Genomic DNA, 25,894 nt, shown 5'->3' on the forward strand with positions numbered 1-25,894 from the left:
ATACCATCATGAAATATAAATATATTCTTTTATCGATAATACAGGCTGCTCTGTTTTTTTCGTGTTATGACCTCGACAGAGAACCGGCCGACGAATTGGGCGAAAATTCCTTCTGGAAAACCCAAAGCCACGCCGATCAGGCCATGATGGGCGTTTATGCCCAGATGCAGAACGACGATGTGTTCGGGATCCAGTACGGCTTCGACTGTCTTTCCGATATTGGCACCGGTTACGATAACCCAGCGTACTTCCGCATTTCGCGCGGAACCTATAACAGTTCGGAAGATTATTGCGCGAATAAATTCGCCAATCTTTACGAAGGGGTTGCACGGGCTAATATCGTGCTTCAGAACGTCGACAAAATTTCCATGGACGACGAACTTAAAGCCCGCTACAAAGGCGAAGCACGATTTATGAGAGCGTTGTATTACTTTACATTGTGCGACTTCTATGGAGGTGTCCCGCTATACGACGAAACGACAGTTGTAGCAACAGATTACGCCAAGATGCTCAAACCGAGAGATACGAAAGAGGCCGTATATGAGTTTATTTTGAAAGACCTTGACGAAGCGGCTCAGGCATTGCCCACGCAGTGGGATAAACCGAATCGAGGACGGGCAACCCGCTGGGCTGCTCTGTCGCTGAAAGGCAAAACGCTGCTCTATGCGAAAAAATATAAAGAAGCGGTCGATGTTTTCGAAGACGTAATCAAAACCTCGGGCATTACCCTCTATCCCGATTATGCAGCTTTATTCAAGCCTGGTGGCGACGAGAGCGATGAGATGATTTTTGCCGTGCAGAACATGAGTGGCGTGGGTACTGAATTTGGTATGCCGTTGGCTAAGTACATGGGTACGCGTTCAACCTACGGAAGTTGTTGGAACAACGTGATGGCTGCTACCTCTTTCGTCGATTCGTACGAATGGAAAGACGGTCGGCCGTTCGACTGGGACGAAGTAGTTCCCGGCTTTAAGGGCGATAATAAAATAAAGGATAAAACGTTCCGGGCTACGTTAACGGCCAATAAGACGAAAGTGGAGAAATATCCTGCAATGAAAGAAAAATTGCTCGAAATGTATACCAAGCGCGATCCTCGCATGGAAGCTTCGATTATCTTGCCTTATTCCCGCTACAACGGATGGGTATCTAACGCTCGTAAAGATTGTGAATATGTTGTCGCCAAAGGCGTCAATGAAAAAAACGGTTTTATCCGTATCAACGGAAGTATGTCCGACTCCTATCCGTGGCGTAAATTCGTTCCCGAATACGACATGGACGGATCGATCACCAAGCGTGAGCATACGCCGATTAATTTCCCGATCATCCGGTATGCCGACGTGTTGCTGATGTGTGCCGAATGTCAAAATGAAGCAGGTAATCAAGCGCGTGCCGTTGAGCTGATCAATCAGGTTAGAGCACGTGTGCAGATGCCCGGATTGAACAGTGGACCCGAATGGCTCAAAGCTCAGACAAAAGAAGAGGTCTTTACACGTATTATGCACGAACGTGCTGTGGAGATGGCCGGCGAAGGCATACGGTTCAGTGACTTGCGCCGATGGGATTTGCTGAAGCAACTGCTCGACGGAAAATGGGAAGAAGGCTTCACAGGCGCTAAATACTATAAACGTGTCGTACGTGACCGTGATTTTCTATGGCCGATCCCGATAGAGGAAATCGACAAGAACGACAAGTTGATACAGAACCCCGGATGGTAATTCTATCTTCCCGGACAGCCATATCAGGCCTATTCTGCCGCAAGACAGTGCTTACCCGTTACAGGAAAGCCTGTTCTGCGGCAGATAAGGCCGTAACTTTCCCGACAGCGTAGAACGTCGGTAATGAATCTCTTCCGACCGAAGAGAAGATGTGATTTATTTTTTATATTTGTATGCAAAACAAAACAAATCGAACGAGATGAAGACAAATTATGAACTGCGTTATGCAGCGCATCCCGAAGATGCGAAGGCGTATGATACGCAACGACTGAGAAGAGATTTTCTGATAGAAACGTTATTTGTGCCCAACGAGGTGAATATGGTATATTCGATGTATGACCGGATGGTCGTAGGCGGAGCGATGCCCGTGGGGGAAATCCTTCTACTCGAAGCGATCGATCCGCTGAAACAGCCGGTGTTTCTGATGAGACGTGAGTTGGGGATTTACAATGTCGGAGGCAAAGGGTCTGTGAAAGTCGGTGATGATGTTTTTGAACTCGATTATAAAGAAGCACTCTATTTAGGTTCAGGTGATCGGGAAGTGTATTTCGAGAGCTTGGACGAGAGTCGGCCGGCCAAATTTTATTTCAACTCGGCCACGGCACACCGGAACTATCCTGATAAAAAGATAACAAAAGCGAATGCGATCGTGATGGAACTCGGCTCACTCGAGTCCTCGAATCATCGTAAGATCAATAAAATGATTGTGAATGAAGTGTTGCCTACCTGTCAGTTGCAGATGGGGATGACGGAGCTTGCTGTGGGAAGTGTATGGAACACGATGCCCGCGCATGTACACAGCCGCCGTATGGAAGCGTACTTCTATTTCGAGGTGCCGGAAGATCAGGCTGTCTGCCATTTCATGGGTGAACCGAACGAAACGAGACACATTTGGATGAGAGGCGATCAGGCCGTGCTTTCACCTGAGTGGTCTATCCATTCGGGAGCCGCAACAAGCAATTATACGTTTATTTGGGGAATGGCCGGAGAAAATCTCGATTATAGCGATCAGGATTTCTCAAAAATTACCGAACTTCAATAACAGCGAATCGAAGATGAAATATTTCTTTTTCCTTGCCCTGTGTTGTCTGTTTGCCGTAACAGCTTGTACAGAGACACAGAAAACGATACGAGTAACGGTCGAGAATCCTGCGACATTCGATCGTGAACACGAAATGGTTGAAATAGCGTGGAAAACTGTTTGCGAAAAGCTCTCGTTGCAGGACGGACAAACTGTCGTGGTGTATAATGACGCTTCGGAAGAAGTACCTTGCCAGCTTGTCACCGGAGGAAACGAAGTGCCTGTGAGCTTGATCTTCCCTGTAAGCCTTTCCGGAAACGGGAAAGTCGAATACCGGATAACTGCGGGTGAACCGACCCATGTGGAGCCGATGACGTACGGCCGTTTTGTGCCCGAACGAAAAGATGACTTCACGTGGGAAAATAACCGCAGCGCTTTCCGGATGTACGGCCCTGCATTGGAAGCGACCGGCGAAATCAGTAACGGAATGGACTTCTGGGCTAAACGTACCGAAGCGCTCGTTATCGACCGGTGGTATAAGGACGATCTGGCCGGTGTTCGCTCTTATCACGAAGATCATGGTGAAGGGTTGGATTTTTACAAAGTCGGCCGTACGCTTGGGCTGGGGATGACGGCTCCTTATGTCAACGACAGTTTGTGGCTTGGAAATAATTTTACGGAATACCGAATGCTTGATCAAGGGCCTTTACGCATTGCTTTCGAACTTCGTTACAAACCGTATAACGTGCAGGGCGCAGAAGTGAAAGAAACACGTCGAATCTCTCTCGATGCATACAGTTATTTCAACCGGATCGAACAGATATTCGAGGCCGATACGGCCGAGATGACACTGGCCACCGGTATCGTACTGCATACATCTACGCCGGAAAATGTCTTTTCTCATGCGGAAGATGGGATCATGGCCTGTGAAACACCGACTGATTCAATCAACGGGACGATCTATGCCGGCGTAATCCGCCCGGAATCGTTCCGTGAAATCAAAACCGGTATGGGGCATCTATTGGGCATTGCGCCATATCGCACAAAAACGAATTATGTATATTATGCCGGCGCCGGATGGAGCAAGGCGGGGTTCGACCATTTCGCCGCATGGATCGATTTCCTCCAACAGGAAGCCTTAAAAATCAAACAACCTCTCAAAATAAATGTTGAATGAAAGCCTCTAAACTGTCTTGTCTCGGACTGATGGGTGTCCTTCCGGCTTGCATGTATGCGCAGGAATATCGTGCCGGCGACACCTTACGTCCCAACGTTATCTATGTTTTCCCCGACCAGATGCGTAACAGCGCGATGGGCTTCTGGAATGATCCGGCTTTTGCTCCGCATCTGCAGGGGCAGGCAGACCCGGTCGAAACACCGAATCTTAACCGCTTTGCCAAAGAGTCGGTCGTTTTCTCCTCGGCCATGAGCAATTGTCCCTTAAGCAGTCCACATCGTGCGTCGCTGCTCACGGGCATGTATCCTCACCGGAGCGGCGTGCCGCTCAACGTAAACAGCAGGCGCCCTTTCAGCTCATTGCGCGACGATGCCACAACGGTGAGCGACGTCTTTAGCCGGAACGGTTACGACTGTGCTTATATCGGTAAGTATCATTTGGATACTCCTACGCCGAACGATCCGGAAAATCCGGGAAACTACGTAGAGAATCGTGATCCTGTTTGGGATGCTTACACTCCTCCCGAAAAACGACATGGTTTCAACTTCTGGTATTCGTACGGCACATTCGATGTGCATAAGAATCCGCACTATTGGGACACAGACGGTAAACGACACGATATCAGGCAATGGTCGCCATCACATGAAACCGATATGGCCATCAGTTACTTGAAAAACGAATCCGGACGGCGTGACGCATCCAGGCCGTTCTTTCTGATGATTAGCATGAACCCGCCGCATCATCCGTACAGTTCGTTTGATGATTGTATGGAGGAAGATTACAACTTATATAAAGACCGACGGCTGAGTCAACTCTTGCTGCGTCTTAATGCCGACACGATGATGGAGAAAGCATCTTCAGCCGCGTATTATTTTGCCCAGATCAGCGGAGTAGACCGGGAGTTCGGCCGTTTGCTCAAAACGCTGGATGAATTGGGATTGTCGAAGAATACCATCGTCGTCTTTTCGTCCGATCACGGTGAAACGATGTGCAGCCATGGCTTGCAAGACGCCAAAAACTCTCCTTATATTGAGTCGATGAATGTTCCCTTACTGGTACGTTACCCCGATCGACTCAAACCGCGCATCGTCGACTATTTGCTCTCCAGTCCGGATATTATGCCAACACTGCTTGGATTGACTAATCTGAGCCAACACATTCCGGATGAGGTGCAAGGTACCGACTTTTCGCAAGCGTTGTTTACCGACCAATCTGACAAGCCGTTGCCGGATGGTGCTTTATATATACGGAATATGGACGGTCTGCCAGATCAAGACGGTAAGGTAAGAACGTATGTTCCGGTGGCGCGTGGTATCAAAACACATCGTTACACGCTCTCGCTTACAGTCGATAAGGAGAATAAGCAATTAAAAGAAGTCTTGCTGTTTGATGACCTCAATGATCCGTATCAGATGAATCATATCGATTGGAATACCCGGCCTGAGCTGAAGCGACAATTATTGATGCAGTTGGGACAGTTGCTCAAAAAATACGATGATCCGTGGTATAAAGAGGGTATTCTGAAAGATTTGGTGATGTATGAATAAATGTACGTCATTCTGTAATAATGAAGATGTAAAAAAATGAAGAAATTACTTTTTTCTCTTATCATATGTCTCTTGTCGGTTGGTACGCTATTTGCCTATACCGAAAAGAACTTGTTGCAACGGAAAACATCGGAAGAAAAGTTAAAAGATTGGCTCGTCTTGCGTCAACAATGGGTCCTTTACCCTGATTATACGGATCGCAAAGGTTGGGATGCTTTGTTCGGTGAGTTGAAAGATTTCTATATCCAACGTGGAGAAAGAGCGTTGGATTATCGCTGGCAGGTGATCCAGGCAACGGACTACCTGGAATACGAACGAAGCGGATCGCGTAAGATTATGGAGAATCCCTATAACGAGAATGCCCAGACTCTAACTGATCTTTTTTTGGCCGAACTTGCCGAAGGGAGAGGGCGTTTCATCGAACCGCTGGCTAACGGAGTCTTCTACTTTTGTGAGATGACTTCGTGGACACTCTCGGCTCATGTACGGCTACAACACGACAAGCGGACGCTTCCGAGCCATAAGGAACATGTGATTGCCCTTGCTTCGGGCGAAATCGGTTCCGAACTTTCATGGATTCATTACTTCTTCGGTAAGGAACTGGATAAAATCAATCCCGTCATATCGGAGCGGTTGCGTGATGAGATCGAGAAACGAATCCTGAAAACGTATCTCGACAGCGATCATTTCTGGTGGATGGCCATGAATTACAAGCCGGGAGATATGGTGAACAACTGGAATCCGTGGTGTAACTTTAGCGTGCTCCAGTGTTTCATGCTGCTTGAAAAAGATACTGACAGACTGGCCAAAGCGGTTTACAAAACGATACGATCGGTCGATCATTTCATCAATTACAGCAAAGCCGACGGCGCCTGTGAGGAAGGCCCCTCCTATTGGGGACATGCGGCAGGGAAACTGTACGATTACTTACAGCTTCTTAGCGATGCTACCGGCGGACAATTGTCTCTTTTTGCCGATCCGCTGATCCGTCATATGGGTGAATATATTTCGCGTTCATACGTAGGCAATGGATGGGTCGTCAATTTTGCCGATGCTACGGCCCGACTCGATCCCGATGCCGATCTGATCTATCGGTACGGAAAAGCGGTAAACAGCACCGAGATGATGGCTTTTGCCGCCTTTCTCAGAAAGAATGGGCAAGCGCCGCAAGCCCCGAATAATCGGCGGGATGTATACCGGACATTCGAAACACTACGCTACCGTCATGCGCTGAATGAAGTGACTCTTTCGTACTCTACCCCGGCCACCACATGGTATCCCGAAACCCAGTTCTGCTACATGAGAACGCGTGGCGGACTCTTCTTTGCCAGTAAGGGCGGGCATAACAACGAAAGCCATAATCACAACGATGTGGGTACCTTTTCGTTGTATATCGATGAGACCCCCGTACTGATCGATGCAGGCGTAGGTACGTACACCCGGCAGACATTCAGCAATGAACGATATACCATCTGGACGATGCAAAGTCTTTTCCACAATCTGCCGGAGATCAACGGAACCCAGCAGGCATTCGGGGCGAAATATAAAGCGGAGCAGATGAAGTTCACACCGGCAAACCGGACTTTATCGCTTGAGCTGAAGCAGGCGTATCCTCAGGAAACCTCCTCCATACATTCATGGAACAGGGTCTATCGGCTACGGGATAAACGACTCGAAATAGATGACCGTTTTTCGCTTACATCGCCCGAAAAAAGGAACAGACTTCATTTCCTGACATGGGGGAAAGTGGATCTTAGTATCGATGGACAGATCGATATCGAAGTACAAGGGAAAAAAGCATGTCTGTCGTATGACGCGAACACATTTACCTCCTCGGTCGAGACGGTTACGTTGACTGATCCGCGTTTGTCGAATGTGTGGGGGAAAGAGCTGTACAGGATCACGCTTGAAGCGAAAGAGGTGCCTCTAAGCGGTCATTATCGGATCGTCGTATCGAGGAAATAGTTTTTTTTCATTCGTCATAATACAAGATAGATATATTCAGTATGCAAAAGAAAGTCATCACCTTCGGAGAAATCATGCTTCGTTTAGCGACTCCGGATTATTTACGGTTCATCCAGTCTACCAGCCTTGGCGCCACATTCGGTGGAGGCGAAGCCAATGTCGCCGTGTCACTCGCTAATTACGGCATCCCGGTCGAGTTTGTTACACGGTTGCCTCAAAATGAGATAGCCGAATGGTGTATCTCCGAACTGCGAAAATACAACGTGGGGGTACGGCACATCCTTCGAGGGGGTAATCGGGTAGGTATCTATTTTCTGGAAACGGGAGCGGTAGCACGGCCTTCGAAAGTCGTGTACGACCGTGCGGGGTCTTCGATAGCCGAGATTACGCCGGGAATGATCGACTGGAAAGAAGTGCTGAAGGATGCACAGTGGTTTCATTGGACAGGTATTACGCCGGCCCTCTCGCAGGGCGCGGCCGACGCGTGCCTCGAAGCTATACGGACGGCCAACGAGATGGGCGTAACCGTTTCGTGCGACTTGAATTACCGTAAGAACTTGTGGAAATACGGGAAAAAGGCCTCGGAAGTCATGCCCGTGCTTGTGGAAGGTTGTGATGTCATTCTCGGAAACGAAGAAGATGCCGAGAAAGTTTTCGGCATCCAGCCGGACGGTTTTCAGGCCGAGCATACCGGAGGGCGACTGGAGGCCGGAGAGTTCGAGTCCGTCTGTCGACAGTTGATGCAAAGATTCTCGCGTGCCCAAAAAGTTATTATCACCTTACGCGGATCGATCAACGCAAACCACAATACATGGGGAGGATGTTTATATTCCGACAAACTGTATACATCCCGCCGATACGATATTACGCATATTGTAGATCGGGTAGGAGGGGGCGACTCGTTTATGGGCGGACTGATCTACGGCTTGATCACCTACCCTCACGACGATCAGCGGGCGCTCGATTTTGCCGTGGCGGCGTCGTGTCTGAAGCATACGGTTTACGGAGATTTTAACCTCGTGTCGGTCGCCGAGGTGGAGCAGCTGATGCAGGGTGACGGTTCGGGCAGAGTAGTAAGATAATACATCAAAATAAAAAATAAAACGATATGGAACAGTTTAAATTAGAAGGTAAGGTCGCGCTTGTAACAGGGGCGTCTTACGGTATCGGTTTCGCGATGGCGTCGGCATTAGCCGGAGCGGGAGCGACCATTGTTTTTAACGATCTGAAACAGGAGTTTGTCGACAAAGGATTAAAAGCTTATCAAGAAGCTGGGATTGAGGCCAAAGGATATGTCTGCGATGTGACCAACGAAAAGGAAGTCAATGAGATGGTAGCACAAATAGAAAAGGAAGTGGGTACGATCGATATTTTGGTTAACAATGCCGGTATTATCAAACGTATTCCGATGCATGAGATGAGCGCCGAAGAGTTTCGGCAAGTGATTGATGTCGATCTGAATGCGCCGTTTATTGTGGCTAAGGCGGTTATTCCCGCGATGATTAAAAAAGGACATGGAAAGATTATCAATATCTGTTCCATGATGAGTGAACTTGGACGTGAAACGGTATCGGCTTACGCAGCCGCCAAAGGAGGACTGAAAATGCTGACACGGAATATTGCCTCGGAATACGGACAGTACAATATCCAGTGTAATGGCATCGGGCCGGGCTATATCGCTACACCGCAAACGGCACCGCTTCGTGAAGTACAGCCCGACGGTTCGCGCCATCCGTTCGATTCTTTCATTATTGCCAAGACGCCGGCCGCACGATGGGGAACACCCGACGATTTGGCCGGGCCTGCTGTCTTTTTGGCTTCCAACGCTTCGGACTTCGTGAACGGACATATCCTCTATGTCGACGGAGGCATCCTTGCTTACATCGGCAAGCAGCCATAAACAATGCAGAACATTATTAAAACGCAAATCGATCATGGCACGATTCAGTAAAACAGAGACCATACGAACAATGACAGACACAGGACTTGTTCCTGTGTTTTGTTGTCGTGAAGTGGAAGTGGCTAAGCAAGTTGTCCGCGCATGCTATGACGGAGGCATACGGGTTTTCGAGTTTACGAACAGAGAAGAGGCGGCTCACGAAGTGTTCGGAGCATTGAGCCGCTGGGTCGTTGAGGCTTGTCCGGATATGATTCTGGGTGTCGGCTCTATCGTGGACACTCCAACTGCTTCTTTATACTTGCAGTTGGGGGCTAACTTTGTTGTCGGCCCATTAACGAACTCCGATATTGCAAAGGTTTGTAACCGCAGGCTCGTCCCTTACATCCCGGGTTGCGGATCGGTATCGGAAGTCGGGTATGCACAGGAATTGGGCTGTGATATCTGTAAGGTCTTTCCCGGCGATGTGCTGGGTGCGGGTTTCGTTAAAGCGTTCAAAGCGCCCATGCCATGGTCGCAAGTGATGGTGACGGGAGGTGTCAAACCGGAAGAAGCTAATTTGAAATCTTGGTTTGATGCGGGAGCAACATGTGTCGGGATGGGGTCCAATTTGTTTCCGCCCGAAGCCGTAGCCTCCGGTAACTGGGCAAAGATTACGGATATCTGTGCAGAGGCCTTAAGCATTATCCGTAAGGTTCGGGAGCAATAATAAAATAAGGAATAGAGTAGTAAAAGGTAGTAAAGAAGTAGAATATGAACATGAGAAACGAACAAAAGACAAATTACAGGTGGGTGATCTGCGCGTTGCTTTTCTTTGCAACGACGATCAATTACTTAGACCGGCAAGTGTTGTCGCTGACATGGGATGAATTTATCAAACCCGAATTTCATTGGAACGAAGATCATTACGGAACGATCACAGGGCTGTTCTCGCTCGTCTATGCCGTCTCGATGCTTTTTGCCGGACGGTTTATCGACTGGCTGGGAAGTAAGAAAGGCTTCTTGTGGGCTATTGGCGTCTGGTCGGCAGGAGCGTGTATTCATGCGTTGTGCGGCATCGTCACCGAGCAGTATACCGGACTGGCCTCGGCAGTCGAATTGGCACAGGCTACAGGCGACATGGCTGTCGTCATCGCTACGGTGAGCATGTACGCTTTTATCATCGCGCGTTGTGTGTTGGCTATTGGTGAAGCCGGAAACTTCCCCGCTGCCATCAAGGTGACGGCCGAATATTTTCCGAAGAAAGACCGGGCCTATGCCACGAGCATCTTTAACGCCGGTGCGTCGATCGGCGCGTTGATCGCTCCGCTGTCTATTCCTCCTCTGGCCAAAGCCTTCGGCTGGGAAATGGCTTTTATCATCATCGGAGCATTGGGGTTCGTATGGATGGGATTCTGGGTCTTTATGTATGAAAAACCGGAGAAGAATGCACGGGTCAATCAGGCCGAACTCGATTATATTCTTTCGGATAAAGACACGGACAGTCAGTCCGCCGATGCGTCGGAAGAGAAAAGTTCGTTTGCCCGCTGCTTTATGCACCGACAGACGTGGGCTTTCGCATTCGGCAAGTTTATGACCGACGGCGTATGGTGGTTCTTTCTCTTTTGGATCCCCTCGTACTTGAACACGCAGTTTGGTATCAAAACGACCGACGGGCTTGGTATGGCGCTTATCTTCACGCTCTATGCCATTACGATGCTTTCTGTTTATGGGGGTAAACTGCCAACCATCATTATCGACAAGACCGGAAAGAATCCGTATGCCGCGAGGATGCAGGCCATGCTTATCTTTGCTTTCATTCCTCTGATTGTACTGATGGCACAGCCGCTGGGCACAATCTCCCCATGGTTTCCCGTCATCCTGATCGGACTTGGAGGGGCGGCGCATCAGTCGTGGTCGGCCAATATTTTTTCGACTATTGGCGATATGTTTCCCAAGTCGGCTATCGCATCCGTGACCGGTATCGGTGGCATGGCAGGAGGTATCGGATCGCTGATCCTGCAGAAGTCGGCCGGCAAGCTTTTCGTGTATGCAGGTGAGACGAATTTGCAATGCTTCGGCTTCGAAGGTAAACCAGCCGGTTATTTCATCATCTTCTGTGTCTGCGCCGTGGCCTATCTGATTGGCTGGGTGGTGATGAAAAGCCTCGTACCGAAATATCGACCGATTGAAAAGTTGTAGGGAAATCGGGTGCGTTTTTTTACATATATGCGAGGAGAGTGGGGGATAGGCATGGTTAAAACAGACTATCCTCCTCTTCTTTTTCGTTGTTTCCGGAAAATGAGGCGGGCATGACGGTCGGAATAAAAAAATACCGTATCTTTGGAATCCGATTGATTTTGATTTCAGTGTCATGACCGAACGAAGAAGGACGAAATACGATACGACATTTTTTGAGCGGTATGCCCGCCAATCGCTGATCGATTTGGTGGACGACCGCTTCGAGGCATTAAAGAATTACGACCGTCCGGATTTGCAGGACGAAGCACGTAGCATCGGCATCGAGGTGACACGAGCCATCCGCGAAGACCGTGACGTGGCGCACGCACTGATCAACGAAATAGCCGGACGTCCGGTGATGAAGGTCTCGGAAGAAGACTGGATGGACATGACGAAATACGGGTACGGATACGGCATCGACGATACGATCATCGGACGAATGGAATACGAATATTGGGCGGCGGCTCTGCCTTTGCAGCGCATCATCAGGAGTAAGGTGCGTAAGGTCGCTGACGGGTTCTATGGTCATTTCCGCAAGTTCGGACTGTATATCTTTTCGAAAGAAAATCTGACAGACGATACAGTCTTCTCGACTATGGAATACACCATGCAGTTACAAGAAGGGAATGCGCTGAAATATGAGGTCATGTACATCTCGCAGATACGCGAACTCTTTGTTTGCGATTTGATCAAAGCTTCGTTTGACGAAATTCCCATCAGTCGTGCCCAATGCCGCAAGTTTTACAGCGAGGCGCTTCGTCCGGAAACGGCTTAACTTAATAAGAAAACGATTAACGATCAAGAGATATGAAGTACAAACTGGTAGTGCTCGATATAGACGGCACATTGCTTACGAACGAAAAAACAGTCACGCCGCGGACTCGTTCCACCTTAATCAAAGTGCAGCAGATGGGCGTCAAGCTTGTGCTGGCTTCGGGAAGACCGACGTATGGCGTGATCGGACTGGCGAAGGAATTGGAGCTCGATAAAAACGGCGGATATATCCTTTCGTATAACGGCGGACAGATCATCAATGCGCAGACGAATGAGTTGCTATTCGAGAAACGTATCGATCCGGAATTTATCCCTTACCTCGAACGGAAGGCGCGAAAGAACGGTTTTGCCATCTTCACGTATCGCAAAAATACGATTCTGACGAATGATGCTTCAAACCCGCGTGTCGTTCAGGAAGCACGACTCAACGGCATGGAGTTACGTGAGACCGATCGATTTGCGGAAGAAGTCGATTTTCATCCCTGCAAAGTCATGCTTGCCAGCGACGACGAAAAAGCGCTCGTTGGCCTCGAAGAGCATTGGAAGAAACGGCTGGCCGGTACGTTAGACGTGTTCCGTTCCGAGGCGTATTTTCTCGAAGTCGTGCCGCAGTTTATCGATAAGGCGAATACGCTCAGCGTACTGCTCGAAAAGCTGAATATCCCGTCAGCCCATATCGTGGCGATAGGCGACGGGGTGTGCGACGTAACGATGATCCAGCTGGCTGGACTCGGTATCGCCATGGGGAATGCGCAGGATTCGGTCAAGGCTTGTGCCGATGTCATCACCCTCTCGAACGAAGAAGACGGCGCCGCCGTCGCACTCGAGAAAGCGATTCTTTCCGATATACGCCCCACCGATATCCCGCTCGATCAGCTGAATGCCGCCGGTAAGCACGCCCTGATGGGAAATCTCGGCATCCAATACACGTATGCATCGGAAGGCCGTATCGAAGCGACCATGCCCGTTGATGAACGTACCCGTCAGCCATTCGGTATCTTGCATGGCGGAGCTACACTGGCCCTGGCCGAAACGGTGGCCGGTCTCGGCTCGATGGTGCTTTGCGCACCCGACGAAATGATGGTCGGCATGCAGGTAAGCGGCCATCATCTCTCGTCGGCGCACGAAGGCGATACGGTGCGCGCCGTGGCGACGATTATTCACAAAGGACGCTCGTCGCACGTGTGGAATGTCGATATCTTTACTTCGACGGACAAACTTGTGTCGTCTGTTCGCGTCGTAAACAGCATTATGAAGAAGCGGTAGCCCCCGGCTTCCGGTAAGCTTCGACGGCTTTTTTCACCGATCCGTGGAGCAGAAGCAACGCGTTGGCTTGGTCGTAGGGCAGCCCCAGTTCGTCGACCAGCATGCGTGTGCCGCGATCGACGAGCTTCTGATTGCTCAACTGCATGTTGACCATCTTGTTGCCTTTCACGCGTCCGAGTTTGATCATAACGGTCGTCGTAATCATATTCAGGATCATTTTCTGTCCTGTGCCCGATTTCATACGTGAGCTGCCGGTAACGTATTCAGGGCCTACCACCATCTCGATTGCGATGTCGGCCTCGGCAGCCATCGGTGAACCGGGGTTGCTGGTGATGCAGCCTGTCAGGATACCGTGGCGACGCGCCTGGCGCATCGCTCCGATCACGTAGGGGGTTGTGCCCGATGCGGCGATGCCGATCACCGTATCTTTCGGCGTGATGTGATGCGCCTGCAATTCTTCCCATCCCCGTGCCGTATCGTCTTCGGCATTCTCCACCGGGTTGCGCAACGCGGTCTCTCCACCCGCAATCAGTCCGATCACCAACGTGTTGGGCATCCCGAACGTGGGCGGTATCTCGGAGGCGTCGAGCACTCCCAACCGGCCGCTTGTGCCGGCGCCCATGTAAAAGATACGTCCGCCCTGTTGCATACGGGGCACGATTTCCGAAACCAGCTTTTCTACTTGCGGAATCGTCTTTTGTACCGCCAGCGCCACTTTTTGATCTTCCTGATTGATATCGTCCAGAATCTGCCGGACGGTTTTCTGCTCCAAATCGCTGTACAGCGAATCTTGTTCTGTTATCTTGATAAATGTCATACGGTTTCTGTTACTGTCGAATAATAAGTGCGTAATCCTTCCATCGGATCGCGCACGATGGTGCCGGTACGGATGCCCGTCGCTGCGGCCGCCTCCTCCAGAATATCTTTGTAATAATACGCTACCGAGCCGATAAAATGAGCCTTGTAACGTGTATAGTCGAACTGCATTACGTTGCGGGTCAGGAACGACTTGAAAGCGTTCAGCACCAGAGAATGGATGGCCGGATGTTCGATGTTTTCGGCCAAGAACGGCGATATGCCGGCCAGAAAACGATTGGGAAAAGGTTGCCGGTATACCCGCTCGATGATATCGGCCGGCGTCAGTTCATATTGTTGAAGGAACTTTTGTTTCAGCTCTTCGCCCATCTGGTTTTTCAGTAAATCGCCGATCAGCAGCTTACCCAATACCGCGCCACTGCCTTCGTCACCCAGGATAAAACCGAGCGGCGATACGTTGGCCGCAATCTTTTCTCCATCGTAAAAGCAAGAGTTTGAGCCCGTACCCATGATGCATACGATGCCCGGCGATCGTCCGCAAGAAGCTTTGGCCGCCGCGAGCATATCGGTGTCGACTTCAATCAGACCGCTCACGTCGAGACAGCCTTCCAACACATTGCGTACGACGGGAACTTTCTCCGGGATGCATCCGGCTCCGAAAAAATGCACTTCACAAAAACGGTTGGAGTTTAATTGCGGAAGCAAGGTCCGCTCAATCTCGCGCCCCATCTCTTCCGGTGTTTGAAAGAAGGGGTTCATTCCTTTCGTAAATATTTCTCCAACTACCTGACCCTGATCCAGCACATTCCAGTGCGTCTTGGTCGAGCCGCTATCTGCAATCAGTATCATATTTTGATGTATATTTTTTTCTTATATAAGATGAATCCTATTAACCAGTTGAATGTCACAAAGAGTGCGGCAAAAAGGAACGAACCGCCGTAGTCGCCGGCCCAGGGACGCAGACACACGCCGTACAGAAAACCTTTCAGCGTAATGGGATCGCCTTGGTATGTGAGGTAGATGCTGCTTAACAAAATAGAGAGAATCGCACCGGTCACATACATGAACAGCGGATTGACTCCGAAAGCCTCGAAGAAACGACACCATTTCGTATGTCCTTTCACATCGATTATCCAGATGAGCAAAGCGAGTAATCCCGCAGCCATCCCGCAGGTGATGAGCACGAACGTGGGCGACCAGATTTTTTTGTTGATCGGACAACCGTAGCTCAGCAACCATCCGGCGAAAGCCATGGTCGTTCCGATTAGGAAGAGACGCAGCATTTTATCGCGCACCTCCGTCACTCCGAGCATGGCCCGACCGCAGCAAAAGCCGATCAGTACGTGTGCAATGGCGGGGATGGTACTTAACAAACCTTCCGGCTCGATGCCGTTGTCTTTATACATATGGTTCACTCCGAGCACGGCACGGTCTACGATCGAAAGAATATTCGTTTCGTCATATGCGAGACCGTTGCCAACCAGCAACAGCACGGTATACCCGCCCAGCAAAGCAGCGATCAGATACGGGATGCGGTGATGGCGTACCGTCAGCGCAATCAGTGCCGTCGCTCCGTACGAGAGCGCCAGCCGTTGCATCACGCCCAGTATGCGCAGGTGACCGAAGTTCGAGACCGACTGCCAGAGCCTCGTTCCGAACGACAAGCCCTCGTCGGCCAGTCCGTGCCACGTACGGCATGTCAGCCCGAACCATGCAATCCCGAGCCCGATGGCGAAAATGACGGCCGTTCGCCGGATAATCTTCCGCATGGCGGAGTAGCTGAATGTAAAGTCGTATTTTTTAAGCGAGATATAAGTCGATATGCCCATGATGAACATAAAGAACGGAAACACGAGGTCGGTCGGTGTCAAACCGTGCCATGCCGCATGTCCGAGCGGAGCATATACGAACGACCACGATCCGGGATTATTGACCATGATCATGCCGGCAATCGTGATACCGCGCAGGATGTCGAGTGCGAGCAGACGTTTGTTTGTGGGTGTTTGGATATTCATTGCACGAGCGTTATTTGTACAAATAATATTTTTTCGACTGTTTTTTGAACCGTTCGACATCTTTATACCAGTATGGACGTACGTCTTCCCAGCGGTTACGCCGCATGAACCCTTCACGGATGTGGTTGCTTCCGCATACTTTATCGAACATTTGGAAACGAGTGGAGTCGGCATGGGCAAACACGGCGCGGTCGGGGTAGAGCGCCGCGACTTCCTGTATAAAGAGGAATTGTATATCGCTCAATGGCGCCCGCCGGTAGTCGGTGATATGCACCTGCACGCCTTGTATAAATTCGCCTTTGTTCGTCGCATAGAACGGTTTGAGATGGATCGGTCGGAAGGTGACGCCCGGCACGCGCAGCGCATTCATCCGCCGGGTCAGCTCTGCCGCCTTTATCCAGGGTGCGGCAAACATCTGGAACGGAATGGTATATCCCACACCGATAGAGGCATAACCCAATTCGCCGAATATCCCGCTAACGGGATAAAAGAACGCCGAATGTGCATGCGGAATGTGGGGCGACGGCGGGATCCATTGCAATCCCGTTTGCGTGTAATCCATCTTTCGCTTCCATCCTTTCATCTTCACCACGTGCAGCTTACAGGCCTCGCCGGGCTTTTTGCCGGCATTCAGCATCAGCGCTAGCTCGCCGCAAGTCAGGCCGTAGATATACGGTATTTTGTATTGGCTGACGAAAGAGAAGAAACCGTCTTCCACGATACAACCTTCCACTTTTAATCCGCCGAGAGGATTCGGACGATCGAGTACGACAAATTCGATGTTGTTTTCGGCCGCTGCTTCCATCGCCAATCCCATCGTGCTGATGTAAGTGAACGAACGACAGCCGATATCCTGAATGTCATACACCAGCACATCGACATCTTTCAGCATTTCGGGCGTCGGCTTCCGTGTCGCGCCGTAGAGCGAATAGACGGGCAGACCCGTTGCCGGGTCCGTACCGCTGTCGATCTTATCGCCGGCATGCACATCGCCCCGTACGCCGTGTTCAGGACCGTAGAGCGCCGTGAGGTTTACGTTGGGCGCTGCGTGTAAAATATCGATCGTCGACCGAAGGTGATTATCTACTCCCGTCGGGTTCGTGATCAATCCGACCCGTTTGCCTTCAAGGCATTGGAAGCGTTGCTCCTTCAGTACTTCCAGACCTGTCTTGATTGTAATCTTTTGTGCCTGCGTCGTCAGCACCGACAACGTGCACAAACACCATACAATGATATGAATACGTTTCATTCGTCGATTATGATTTGATTTTCTTCCCGAAATCGGGCGCTATTTTGTTTCTAACTAAGAGGGAGGCGATGATACCCGGCAGGGTACAGAAGCACACCCAAATGAAAAAGTTCGTATATCCGATATTTTCCTGAATCCATCCGGCTATCATACCGGGCAACATCATCCCCATCGCCATAAAGCCGGTGCCGATCGCATAATGCGCCGTTTTATGTTCGCCTTCGGCGATATAAATGAGGTATAAGGTATAAGCCGTAAATCCGAAACCGTATCCAAACTGTTCGATGGCTACCGACATAATCACAAGCCATGTATCGGGCATCGCGGCCGAGAGGTAAACGTAGAGCAGGTCGGGGAGATTGATTGCCAGTGCCATAGGCAGTATCCAGCGTTTGAAACCGTGCCGGGAAACGACGATACCGCCCAATATACCGCCCAGCAGTAAAGCGATGACGCCGATGGTTCCGTAAATCATCCCCACGGTCGCCGTCGACAACTCCAGCCCGCCGGCCTCGGGACTGTCGAGCAGGAACGGAGACGCTATTTTGACCAGCTGCGATTCTCCCAATCGATACGTGAGCAGGAAGAAGAACATCAACCCCAGATTTTTCTTTTTGAAGAACGACGTGAATGTACGGAAAAAGTCTTCCAATAACTTACCTGCAGTTACTCCTGTTCTTTTTGCGTCGCTGTCGGGCCTGGGAAGGATGAATTGATGGTATACCGTCAGTCCGATAAAGATGGCCGTCAGAAGATAGAACGTGATGCTCCATGCCATCGGTATGCGAAGAGATGTGTCGGCCAACAGCGGTCCGGTTTCGAACCATCCGGCAAACATGACGAGAATACCTTGTCCGAAGATATTGGCCAACCGGTAAAACGTGTTACGGATACCGACAAAAAAAGACTGCTCGCCCGAAGTAAGTCCCAGCATATAAAAACCGTCCGCCGCAATGTCGTGCGTCGCCGAGCTGAACGCCAGCAGCCAGAAGAACGCGAGCGTCAGTTGCAGGTAATAGTCGGTGGGGATAAAGAATGCGATGCCTGCGAACCCCGCCCCGATGAGGAGCTGCATGCTGACGATCCACCAGCGTTTCGTCTTCAGCAGGTCGACGAACGGACTCCAAAACGGCTTGATCACCCACGGCAGATACAGCCAGCTGGTGTAGAGTGCGATCTCGGTATTTGAAAGTCCTAAACGTTTATACATGATGACGGCTACCGTCATCACGGCTACATAAGGCAGTCCTTCCGCAAAGTAAAGCGTCGGCACCCATCCCCACGCGTTCGTTCTTTTCTCTGTTTTCATTTGTTGTTTGTTTTAGTTAATCGTATGCTTTTTCGATGGATGCGTCGATATAATAATGTAACAGAATCTTATCGTAAGGGTATTGCTGCTCGCCCATGACAGCTGCGCCGATCTGGCAGAGCCCTACGCCATGCCCCCATCCCGCGCCGGTCAGGGTGAAACGCCCCGGGATGCCGTCCGAGATGTCGGCTTTATCGATCACAAAGGCAGAACTGTACAGGTGCGACGTCGATAGCGTGCGTCGTATCTCCAGCTCTTTTCCGATGGTTAATGTGCGCTTGCTACCCACAATTTTCAGCTTGATCAGCCGTCCGGATGTGCCGCGTTCGACCGGTATCAGATCGATAATCCGGCCGAAGTCGATGCCTGATCGTTCGCGGATCAGCGTCGCCAATTCGTCTTGTCCGTACGTCACCGTCCAACGATAAAACTGTGTTGTCTCCTGATCGTAATGATTGAGTACCTGCGAGAGAATCTTCACGTCGGCGGTATGGCAGAATGCTTCGGGCGATGTACGTATCCATCGGTCGGCTTCGGCTTCGACGGTGAGATCGGGTAATTCCGTCACGGTTTTACTGTCACGCTGTTTTGCCAGATAAGGATGCTCGACTTCCTCCCAGCAGCTCCCGAATTCTTCGAAGACGCCTCCGCAACATTTCGAGAAACGGGCGTCACAAATCTTTCCGTCGTACATCAGCAACTCGCCACGGGTAGCGGCTACAGCTTCCCGTACGGTCTCTGTCGAAGCGCGGGTGATTCCCTGATAGCGCTGGCAGTGGTCGTCAGCACAGACATCGAAGCGAAGATGATCCTCCCGGTCGTACCATTTGATTAACTCCTCATCGGTTTGTATACATGTCGTATACGTATCTTGTCCGTCGGCAAGCGCTTTGTTTTTTTCCATTTGCGCCAACAGCCAGCTTCGTGAAATGACGGCATGCGCTTTCAACAGTTCGAGTGAAGCCGTTGCACTCATCTCGGACGAGATTACGCTGATCAGATAATCTTCTACTCCGATCACATTGATGCCGGTCAGTTTATCGTTTTCGACAATCACATGGAAGGCGCCCTGAAAACGTTGATTTTCCTTACGCTCCCAATGAAAATTAATCCCGATCGTTACATCCCGAATTTCGAAATTTCCCGACAAGGCATCTGCCGGCTCGAACAACAACTCGTCGTACAGGCGATCTTGCCAGGCGATTCGACCGTCTTTATACGTTACCGTCTGCGCACCGCTCACTTCACAGCCATTGATGCGATACGGGGCCAGTAAGACAAATTCGATCTCCGGCTCGAAAAGGATGCCGACTTTTACTTTTGGTTCTGTCATAGCTTTTTCTTATACGTTTTCTTTAATCTGTTGTTGTAACCGACGGAAATCTTCCGGTCGGATGCTGACTTCTTCCATCACCTGACAGATGGTTTGCAAGGTAATCTTATCGTAATCTTTTTCCTGTACGGTAATTAACACTCCCCCCATATCTACCGATCCCGGACTGATGAGGAGGTTTTCTTCTCCTTCGGCATAGTAGCAGGCAGGCCGATGGGCTGCTCTCGGGAAGATACACATGAACCATTTACCTTCTTCATACCATGCCAGCAAGTTCATCATCGGTTCACCGGAAGCTTCATCCGGCGTCATCGCTCCGTAAATGGTCTCAAACAGATGGATCGCGTTTGCTTTCTCCGTAGCTTCGATGAGTAATCTCGGTGCAGCTGTCTGATCGGCATACCAGAGAATGGCATCGTTGTATCGGAGAACCTCGCCGGATATTCCGCGTCGCGAGTTTTCTTCTACCGGCAACAGACCTTTGTTTCCTGCCTGAAAATGAAAATGGTCGGGCGCCGATGCTCCGCATTTGGGACCGTTATAAAACACCACATAACGGTCGAGCGCCTGTGCCAGATCAAGCATATCGTCGATGCGTCCTTCGATGCGCTGGTCGACATGCTGCATCTCGGGGATCGTCAGATGGCGCGGAAAAATTGGGAATGGGTTGACCAATATCTGGTAACGCGTTTTGAAGGCGAGCCCCCGCTGTTCGGCCGGCAGGTGGTGCGGACAGAGGAAACAGGCTCGGGCACGGATGGATTGCGTATCGACCTTGGCCGACGAAGAGGTGATGCGTGCGGGATTGAATTGCACCTTGTACAAGGAAGCTCCGTCTTCGAAGTACTTCGTCCGCACTTGATCCAATGCACGATAGTTATTGCCGGCCAGTGTCCACACGGCCAGCTGCTCTTCAAACAGCTTATCTACGGAATCCTGTATCATTGCTCCCCGTTTTTGTTCATCGCGATACGCGCCTGCAGTTCCCATGTGCGTATCCTGTCTTTATATACATTATGATGATTCATCTTTACAATATCGAGTGCCGCATCGGAATTATCCTCCCAGCGGCGGCAAAGATACACCACATCATAGATACGGCCAATCTGATAACGGCGCGAGAAAGCCAGACCAAGCGCATAATCTTCGCCGTAACTCGTATTGGGCACTTTAATCTCGCGAAGCAGCGGCGTGTAGAATGCCCGCGGAGCCCCCAGCCCGTTGATGCGAAGCGCGTTGTTGCGGCCATTGTCGGGGGTCCACTCTTTGTGATCGATGATGCCGGGCGGAATCATTTGCATATGGAAGTCCGTCATCATGTATGTGCCTACGACCATGGCGCATTGTTGTTCGTAGAAGGTATCGACCATTTTCTGCAGCGTATGTTCGTCTTTGTATACATCGTCGCTGTCGAGCTGTACGGCAAACTTACCGCAGGATTCGTGATGTACACCGGTGTTCCAGCAGCCGCCGATTCCGAGGTCGGTTCGTTCTGGAATCAGGTGGATCACGCGCTCGTCGGAGGTGTATTTGCGGATGGCATCGGTTGTTCCGTCGGTCGAATGATTATCAATGATAATCAGGTTGTATTTGAATGTTGTTTGTTGATTTAATACGGAGCGAATCGCATCTTCGATAGTGCGCACACGGTTGCGCACCGGAATGATCACTGAAGCCTCGTATTCGAAATGTCCGGCATCGAAAGCGATTGACCCGAACGAAGGAGCTAAGTATCCGCCGATCTCTTTCAGATGCTCCGTGCAAGCTTGCTCCATTTCGATCTGTACGTCACGGTTCTTCGGGTCTACGTAATCGAAAATCTTCTCGCCGCTCTTACGCGTGTCGGACAAGACTTCGGTATACAAATATTCATTGATATGTACCAGCGCATTCTTTTGAGATAACTTTAACCGCAAGTCATACAGTCCGGCAAACCGGTAGGGTGATGTCATGCGTGCGGCAGCTTCGCGCAAGGCCTCGGAACGGAACAGAAGCACAGACCCGAAATCGAAATCGTCGCGCAAGCTTCCCATCTGATAATCGATAACCGGCGCCTGCTTCTGCGTCATCCCTTCCGTCTGATACCGGTCGGCATACACCATTCCGGCCTGTGTATCTTCGAGGATTTGCACCATGCGTTCCAGAGCGAAATAGCCTAAGGCCAGTGTCGAATATTTCGTATAGAAAAGTGTATAGGCTGTTTCAGCTTTTTCGGTTATCATCCGGATCGTTTCGCTGCCGAAAAGCGATGAAACCGTTATCGTTTCACATCTGTCTATCGAAGGCCGAGGCTCTGCGGCAAGCAGATAAATGGGACCTGTCTGGGGACTGCTTTTCAGTGCTGCAATTGTTTTGCGTACTTGTGCTTCATCTTCCATCGGGATGAAGCAGGTTATCTTTGCTCTCATATCGTTTTGCTTTTTATTCGTTCTTATTTCTGATTAAAAAATGTAAGTATCGATTGCATTAGCCGGTCTCTCTCTTCGCCGGTGCGAACCGACTCAAAGGGAAAACCTATGATGCATGTTTTATATTTGCCCCGATAAGCCACACCCGCGCTGATATTGTTCTCGGCATAGCGTAAAATTGTATGTCCGCCCTCACCGGCAGGTTCGATACCATCCGGCGATTCGACTACATAGGCTTTTTTGTTCAGCACATGATGATAATTGTATCGGCCCGAAAAGACAGAGAAAGGCGACGGAGGGCTTTTAACTTCGCCCGTGATGGCGGCTTGCCCCGTGCGCCACTGGAAACGGAGCGTATTTGTGGCAAAATCGCGATCGGCCGGTGAAGCTGCCGGGTGATCCCATAAGTCGGAACCGACATAAGCGCCCGATACAAAGATGTGACCGCCCGATTGACAGTAAGCCGTTATGGCTTCCTGTAACGCGGTACTGAAGGTTTTGAACTGTAAGGGGACAACGCCGCCACGTCCCATTTTCGTTTGACGTTGTTTTCCCAGAATCAGGTCGACAATGGGATAGTTGCTCAAGGTGAGCTGTTTCGATTCGACCGCCTCGTTGCTGCAAGAAACAAACGAATAACCGGCTTTTAAAATGGAAGCGCCATGTATCGACGGGTAGTCGAACGTGTTTCCGGCGATTACTAACGTGTCGCAGTTTGAGTGGCTGTCACCGAACCCGGCGGCATCATCGTCCATCCAAGGAATCGACCGCCGGAACTCTTTCATGGGGCCTACATAGCTGATGTCATGGATATACGGTACGCCGTGGTCGATCCAATCCGTAAATCCGGCAATGCTGTCGCCGGTAAAATCAGCCGGTGCTGAGATCCGGTCGAATCCGTTTATAATCAAAACGGTTGCTTTTTCGTTTATAGCACGTGCTGCCGAGAGGATTTCGGAAGGGAAGCTTTCACCTCCTTCGTTCAAGGCTGTGACCTTATAACTGTAGATGATACCGGGCGACTGTATATTCCGGAACGAGTTCCTTTTGACGACCGTACCGTTATCGAAAGCCCCATCACCGATGCGTGTGTAAACAATGTATTGTTGAGCTTCGGCCGTAGGTTCCAACGGGTCGGATACGGCCTGCCATGAGAGTTCAACTTCGTTCTGGCCGACAAATTGCAGGCGCATATGATCAACCGGCAACGGTTGTACGATGTATTTTTGCGCGTATTGGGAACAAATGAACCGGAGCATCCCTTTGTAGATGGCACGACTGACGGTAAACCGGAAACGGGGATCGATTCCGTAGCGCATATCGGCAAAGTTCTGATGCGAGAGCAGCTCCAGCAGCATGGTCGGTACGCGGGGTGTGCGTGCTTCGGAATACGGTTTATCCCACATGCCTCGCCGGCTCCATCGCGGTTCGTGCAGTGCCCGAATATCGTTGACGATCTGGCTCTGAATCAGGTCGGTCAACTCACGTGCGGCATAGCGTGATGCGCCATTGGTATATTGTCCGTCGTACACGTCGGTGAAGAAGATGCCGAGCGTACCGATAATCGAGTCGTTAGGTGTTGTTCCGGCATCGGAATGGAAGGCGAAAGCCAGATCAATGGGGATATTCAGTCCTTTTTCATTCGGGTTGAGCGATGAACCTCCACACAAGTAATTTACCCATTTGCCGCGTGAACGATAATCGTCTGTATAGTCATTCTTTCCCTGACTGTCGGAATAGATCGTGTCGGGAATACCGGCCCATTGCATCCAGTAACGTGCCGCTTCGGTGAAACGCGGATAACCGCTGATTTCGTTGGGGCTGTCGATGGCCGGGAGCATCTCGGCCGCATCCGGTGCATCCGAGCTTTTGACATTGCTCGTTATCATTGCATCATGCGAAGTTCCCCGCGCGATGTTTCCGTATCCTCCTCCTATTTTAACGGCGTCGGCTGAAATAAGTTTACCGGACTCGGACGACCGGTTGCTTAACACCACCTTATTGGCATCGTTTTTACCTTGGTCGAAGTCGAAATGTCCAAGGTAGATCCATGTCCCTCCGCCCATTCGCTGGTTAACGGAGAACTCGGAGCGTTTCCCCCCGTGATATACGGTATAACGTGCATCCATTGTACTGTTCGCGAATGTCCGGTAAGAGACGTAAACGGCATACCGGCCCTTTTCAGGGATGTCGGGAATCCATTCGGCACGACTCTCGTCCCCTTTTCGGATGCTTTCCGTTACCCGGCAGGTCCCTTCCCGAAAAGGATTCTCAAAATCAATATAGTGATTGCGCAGATGAGCGAATCCGGGGGCTTCTCCCGTGCGCCAGCTGGTCGTTGCCGTGTGTTCGACGTAGTGCGAGTTGTTCCGGCATCCGTCGTTATCGATGATGATTTCCGCTGTTTGTACGTCACGTTCGCGCGGAATCAGCACATTTGCACCGGCGCTTTCGAGCATCGGAACCAAATAAGGTAAGACAAAGCTTTGCGTATATAAGTCTTCTACGGTCTGGAACGTACGTGCACGTTGCCATTCCCAGCGGTTGAGCTTCGACTCGTAATAGAATCCATGACTTTGCCAAAGAGCGATGTGCCGGTTTTGCAATCCGTATTTCGGCGAGTAATGAACAGAGAGCCGGGTCACTAACGGCTTGCTGACCACCTGACGGAATGTCTTTTGTTTGTTGTCTCTCTTTGTCCTGAACGCAAGAGGTATAAGTTCTTCGATGGGGTGATGCTCTGTTTTTATCTGAACGCCATGTTTTTTATATTCCTCAGGCAGGAGGCTTTTAATGTTACGGTATATTTCAGCCACATTATCTTCCCGAAAAGGGAGATAAGAACAATTCGTATTGGCAAAAAGAACAATCTGATTTTTTCGTATATCGACCGAGTCGATCGTAATCTTGCCGATCGAAACTTCCTTTTTCGAAAAAGCGGTTAAATAGCTACCTATTTGTTCCTGTACGTTCTTCGGAAAGGTTTGTGCCTGTATAGCCTGCGAAAAGAGACAACAACAGATCACCCACCATGAAAACTTTATCTTATGCCCGAATCTTTCGGCTGCTTTTTTATGTCTCATCTATAAGAATAAATTTGCTTCTTGATATATCCACTGTTCGGAAAGAGGGCGATTATTCCTCTTGCTATATAATTTAATGTATATGCTTTTCCTCACGCG

Annotated in this window: 20 protein-coding genes; 11 read left to right on the forward strand and 9 right to left on the reverse strand. The window is 50.3% G+C overall.

What is annotated here, in order from left to right:
* The first annotated feature begins 8 nt into the window (after positions 1–8).
* The 11 genes from Q4A89_RS00965 (at position 9) to Q4A89_RS01015 (ending at position 13,582) form a co-directional block, all read left to right on the forward strand.
* Complete coding sequence (locus tag Q4A89_RS00965) at positions 9–1,715, forward strand: RagB/SusD family nutrient uptake outer membrane protein (protein WP_303183029.1); 1,707 nt, start codon at positions 9–11, stop codon at positions 1,713–1,715.
* A gap of 199 nt (positions 1,716–1,914) precedes the next feature.
* Positions 1,915–2,757 carry a 5-dehydro-4-deoxy-D-glucuronate isomerase gene (gene kduI, locus Q4A89_RS00970; RefSeq protein ID WP_303183030.1) on the forward strand — a complete coding sequence of 281 codons (843 nt, stop codon included), beginning with the start codon at positions 1,915–1,917 and terminating at the stop codon, positions 2,755–2,757.
* 13 nt (positions 2,758–2,770) lie between these two features.
* Positions 2,771–3,913, forward strand: a complete 1,143-nt coding sequence (locus Q4A89_RS00975) for a DUF4861 family protein (RefSeq protein ID WP_303183032.1) — start codon at positions 2,771–2,773, stop codon at positions 3,911–3,913.
* A 29-nt stretch (positions 3,914–3,942) separates the two neighbouring features.
* Positions 3,943–5,460, forward strand: coding sequence for a sulfatase (locus tag Q4A89_RS00980; RefSeq protein ID WP_303183085.1), 1,518 nt, complete (start codon positions 3,943–3,945; stop codon positions 5,458–5,460).
* A gap of 36 nt (positions 5,461–5,496) precedes the next feature.
* The gene (locus Q4A89_RS00985) at positions 5,497–7,425 is read left to right on the forward strand and encodes a heparinase II/III family protein (protein ID WP_303183034.1); all 1,929 of its coding nucleotides are present in this window, start codon (positions 5,497–5,499) and stop codon (positions 7,423–7,425) included.
* A gap of 41 nt (positions 7,426–7,466) precedes the next feature.
* Entirely contained in the window at positions 7,467–8,507 is a 1,041-nt protein-coding gene (locus tag Q4A89_RS00990) for a sugar kinase (protein WP_303183035.1), read from the forward strand.
* 26 nt (positions 8,508–8,533) lie between these two features.
* Positions 8,534–9,325, forward strand: coding sequence for a gluconate 5-dehydrogenase (locus tag Q4A89_RS00995; RefSeq protein WP_303183037.1), 792 nt, complete (start codon positions 8,534–8,536; stop codon positions 9,323–9,325).
* Positions 9,326–9,359: 34 nt separating this feature from the next.
* A complete protein-coding gene (locus tag Q4A89_RS01000) occupies positions 9,360–10,031 on the forward strand; it encodes a bifunctional 4-hydroxy-2-oxoglutarate aldolase/2-dehydro-3-deoxy-phosphogluconate aldolase (protein ID WP_303183039.1) in 672 nt (223 codons plus the stop codon).
* A gap of 44 nt (positions 10,032–10,075) precedes the next feature.
* A complete protein-coding gene (locus Q4A89_RS01005) occupies positions 10,076–11,503 on the forward strand; it encodes an MFS transporter (RefSeq protein ID WP_303183041.1) in 1,428 nt (475 codons plus the stop codon).
* Between the two features lie 172 nt (positions 11,504–11,675).
* The gene (locus Q4A89_RS01010) at positions 11,676–12,317 is read left to right on the forward strand and encodes a hypothetical protein (RefSeq protein ID WP_303183042.1); all 642 of its coding nucleotides are present in this window, start codon (positions 11,676–11,678) and stop codon (positions 12,315–12,317) included.
* Positions 12,318–12,349: 32 nt separating this feature from the next.
* Positions 12,350–13,582, forward strand: a complete 1,233-nt coding sequence (locus tag Q4A89_RS01015; protein ID WP_303183044.1) for a Cof-type HAD-IIB family hydrolase — start codon at positions 12,350–12,352, stop codon at positions 13,580–13,582.
* Here the strand turns inward: Q4A89_RS01015 and murQ are convergent.
* From murQ to Q4A89_RS01060, 9 genes are read right to left on the reverse strand one after another with little or no spacing between them, the layout of a single operon-like run.
* The gene (gene murQ / locus Q4A89_RS01020; RefSeq protein WP_303183046.1) at positions 13,566–14,399 is read right to left on the reverse strand and encodes an N-acetylmuramic acid 6-phosphate etherase; all 834 of its coding nucleotides are present in this window, start codon (positions 14,397–14,399) and stop codon (positions 13,566–13,568) included. The two genes, Q4A89_RS01015 and murQ, sit on opposite strands and share 17 nt — an antisense overlap.
* Positions 14,396–15,247 carry an ATPase gene (locus Q4A89_RS01025; RefSeq protein ID WP_303183047.1) on the reverse strand — a complete coding sequence of 284 codons (852 nt, stop codon included), beginning with the start codon at positions 15,245–15,247 and terminating at the stop codon, positions 14,396–14,398. Before Q4A89_RS01025 ends, murQ begins: the two co-directional genes overlap by 4 nt.
* A complete protein-coding gene (locus Q4A89_RS01030; RefSeq protein WP_303183049.1) occupies positions 15,244–16,413 on the reverse strand; it encodes an acyltransferase family protein in 1,170 nt (389 codons plus the stop codon). Before Q4A89_RS01030 ends, Q4A89_RS01025 begins: the two co-directional genes overlap by 4 nt.
* 10 nt (positions 16,414–16,423) lie before the next feature.
* The gene (locus Q4A89_RS01035) at positions 16,424–17,662 is read right to left on the reverse strand and encodes a DUF1343 domain-containing protein (protein ID WP_303183051.1); all 1,239 of its coding nucleotides are present in this window, start codon (positions 17,660–17,662) and stop codon (positions 16,424–16,426) included.
* Between the two features lie 7 nt (positions 17,663–17,669).
* Positions 17,670–18,971: an MFS transporter gene (locus tag Q4A89_RS01040; protein ID WP_303183052.1), complete on the reverse strand. Its 1,302-nt coding sequence runs from the start codon at positions 18,969–18,971 to the stop codon at positions 17,670–17,672.
* A 16-nt stretch (positions 18,972–18,987) separates the two neighbouring features.
* Entirely contained in the window at positions 18,988–20,304 is a 1,317-nt protein-coding gene (locus Q4A89_RS01045) for a SpoIID/LytB domain-containing protein (RefSeq protein ID WP_303183054.1), read from the reverse strand.
* A gap of 9 nt (positions 20,305–20,313) precedes the next feature.
* A complete protein-coding gene (locus Q4A89_RS01050) occupies positions 20,314–21,249 on the reverse strand; it encodes a DUF4922 domain-containing protein (RefSeq protein ID WP_303183056.1) in 936 nt (311 codons plus the stop codon).
* Positions 21,246–22,712, reverse strand: coding sequence for a glycosyltransferase family A protein (locus Q4A89_RS01055; protein WP_303183058.1), 1,467 nt, complete (start codon positions 22,710–22,712; stop codon positions 21,246–21,248). Before Q4A89_RS01055 ends, Q4A89_RS01050 begins: the two co-directional genes overlap by 4 nt.
* Before the next feature lie 23 nt (positions 22,713–22,735).
* Positions 22,736–25,795, reverse strand: coding sequence for a xanthan lyase (locus tag Q4A89_RS01060; protein ID WP_303183060.1), 3,060 nt, complete (start codon positions 25,793–25,795; stop codon positions 22,736–22,738).
* Positions 25,796–25,894: the final 99 nt, after the last annotated feature.

Source organism: Tannerella sp., from assembly GCF_030528505.1.
Taxonomy (GTDB): domain Bacteria; phylum Bacteroidota; class Bacteroidia; order Bacteroidales; family Tannerellaceae; genus Tannerella.

What these genes read in the sequence shown, in the direction of transcription:
- Q4A89_RS00965 (WP_303183029.1), top strand. Translation starts at nt 9, where the DNA reads ATGAAATATAAATATATTCTTTTATCGATAATACAGGCTGCTCTGTTT.
- kduI (WP_303183030.1), top strand. Translation starts at nt 1,915, where the DNA reads ATGAAGACAAATTATGAACTGCGTTATGCAGCGCATCCCGAAGATGCG.
- Q4A89_RS00975 (WP_303183032.1), top strand. Translation starts at nt 2,771, where the DNA reads ATGAAATATTTCTTTTTCCTTGCCCTGTGTTGTCTGTTTGCCGTAACA.
- Q4A89_RS00980 (WP_303183085.1), top strand. Translation starts at nt 3,943, where the DNA reads ATGGGTGTCCTTCCGGCTTGCATGTATGCGCAGGAATATCGTGCCGGC.
- Q4A89_RS00985 (WP_303183034.1), top strand. Translation starts at nt 5,497, where the DNA reads ATGAAGAAATTACTTTTTTCTCTTATCATATGTCTCTTGTCGGTTGGT.
- Q4A89_RS00990 (WP_303183035.1), top strand. Translation starts at nt 7,467, where the DNA reads ATGCAAAAGAAAGTCATCACCTTCGGAGAAATCATGCTTCGTTTAGCG.
- Q4A89_RS00995 (WP_303183037.1), top strand. Translation starts at nt 8,534, where the DNA reads ATGGAACAGTTTAAATTAGAAGGTAAGGTCGCGCTTGTAACAGGGGCG.
- Q4A89_RS01000 (WP_303183039.1), top strand. Translation starts at nt 9,360, where the DNA reads ATGGCACGATTCAGTAAAACAGAGACCATACGAACAATGACAGACACA.
- Q4A89_RS01005 (WP_303183041.1), top strand. Translation starts at nt 10,076, where the DNA reads ATGAACATGAGAAACGAACAAAAGACAAATTACAGGTGGGTGATCTGC.
- Q4A89_RS01010 (WP_303183042.1), top strand. Translation starts at nt 11,676, where the DNA reads ATGACCGAACGAAGAAGGACGAAATACGATACGACATTTTTTGAGCGG.
- Q4A89_RS01015 (WP_303183044.1), top strand. Translation starts at nt 12,350, where the DNA reads ATGAAGTACAAACTGGTAGTGCTCGATATAGACGGCACATTGCTTACG.
- murQ (WP_303183046.1), bottom strand. Translation starts at nt 14,399, where the DNA reads ATGACATTTATCAAGATAACAGAACAAGATTCGCTGTACAGCGATTTG.
- Q4A89_RS01025 (WP_303183047.1), bottom strand. Translation starts at nt 15,247, where the DNA reads ATGATACTGATTGCAGATAGCGGCTCGACCAAGACGCACTGGAATGTG.
- Q4A89_RS01030 (WP_303183049.1), bottom strand. Translation starts at nt 16,413, where the DNA reads ATGAATATCCAAACACCCACAAACAAACGTCTGCTCGCACTCGACATC.
- Q4A89_RS01035 (WP_303183051.1), bottom strand. Translation starts at nt 17,662, where the DNA reads ATGAAACGTATTCATATCATTGTATGGTGTTTGTGCACGTTGTCGGTG.
- Q4A89_RS01040 (WP_303183052.1), bottom strand. Translation starts at nt 18,971, where the DNA reads ATGAAAACAGAGAAAAGAACGAACGCGTGGGGATGGGTGCCGACGCTT.
- Q4A89_RS01045 (WP_303183054.1), bottom strand. Translation starts at nt 20,304, where the DNA reads ATGACAGAACCAAAAGTAAAAGTCGGCATCCTTTTCGAGCCGGAGATC.
- Q4A89_RS01050 (WP_303183056.1), bottom strand. Translation starts at nt 21,249, where the DNA reads ATGATACAGGATTCCGTAGATAAGCTGTTTGAAGAGCAGCTGGCCGTG.
- Q4A89_RS01055 (WP_303183058.1), bottom strand. Translation starts at nt 22,712, where the DNA reads ATGAGAGCAAAGATAACCTGCTTCATCCCGATGGAAGATGAAGCACAA.
- Q4A89_RS01060 (WP_303183060.1), bottom strand. Translation starts at nt 25,795, where the DNA reads ATGAGACATAAAAAAGCAGCCGAAAGATTCGGGCATAAGATAAAGTTT.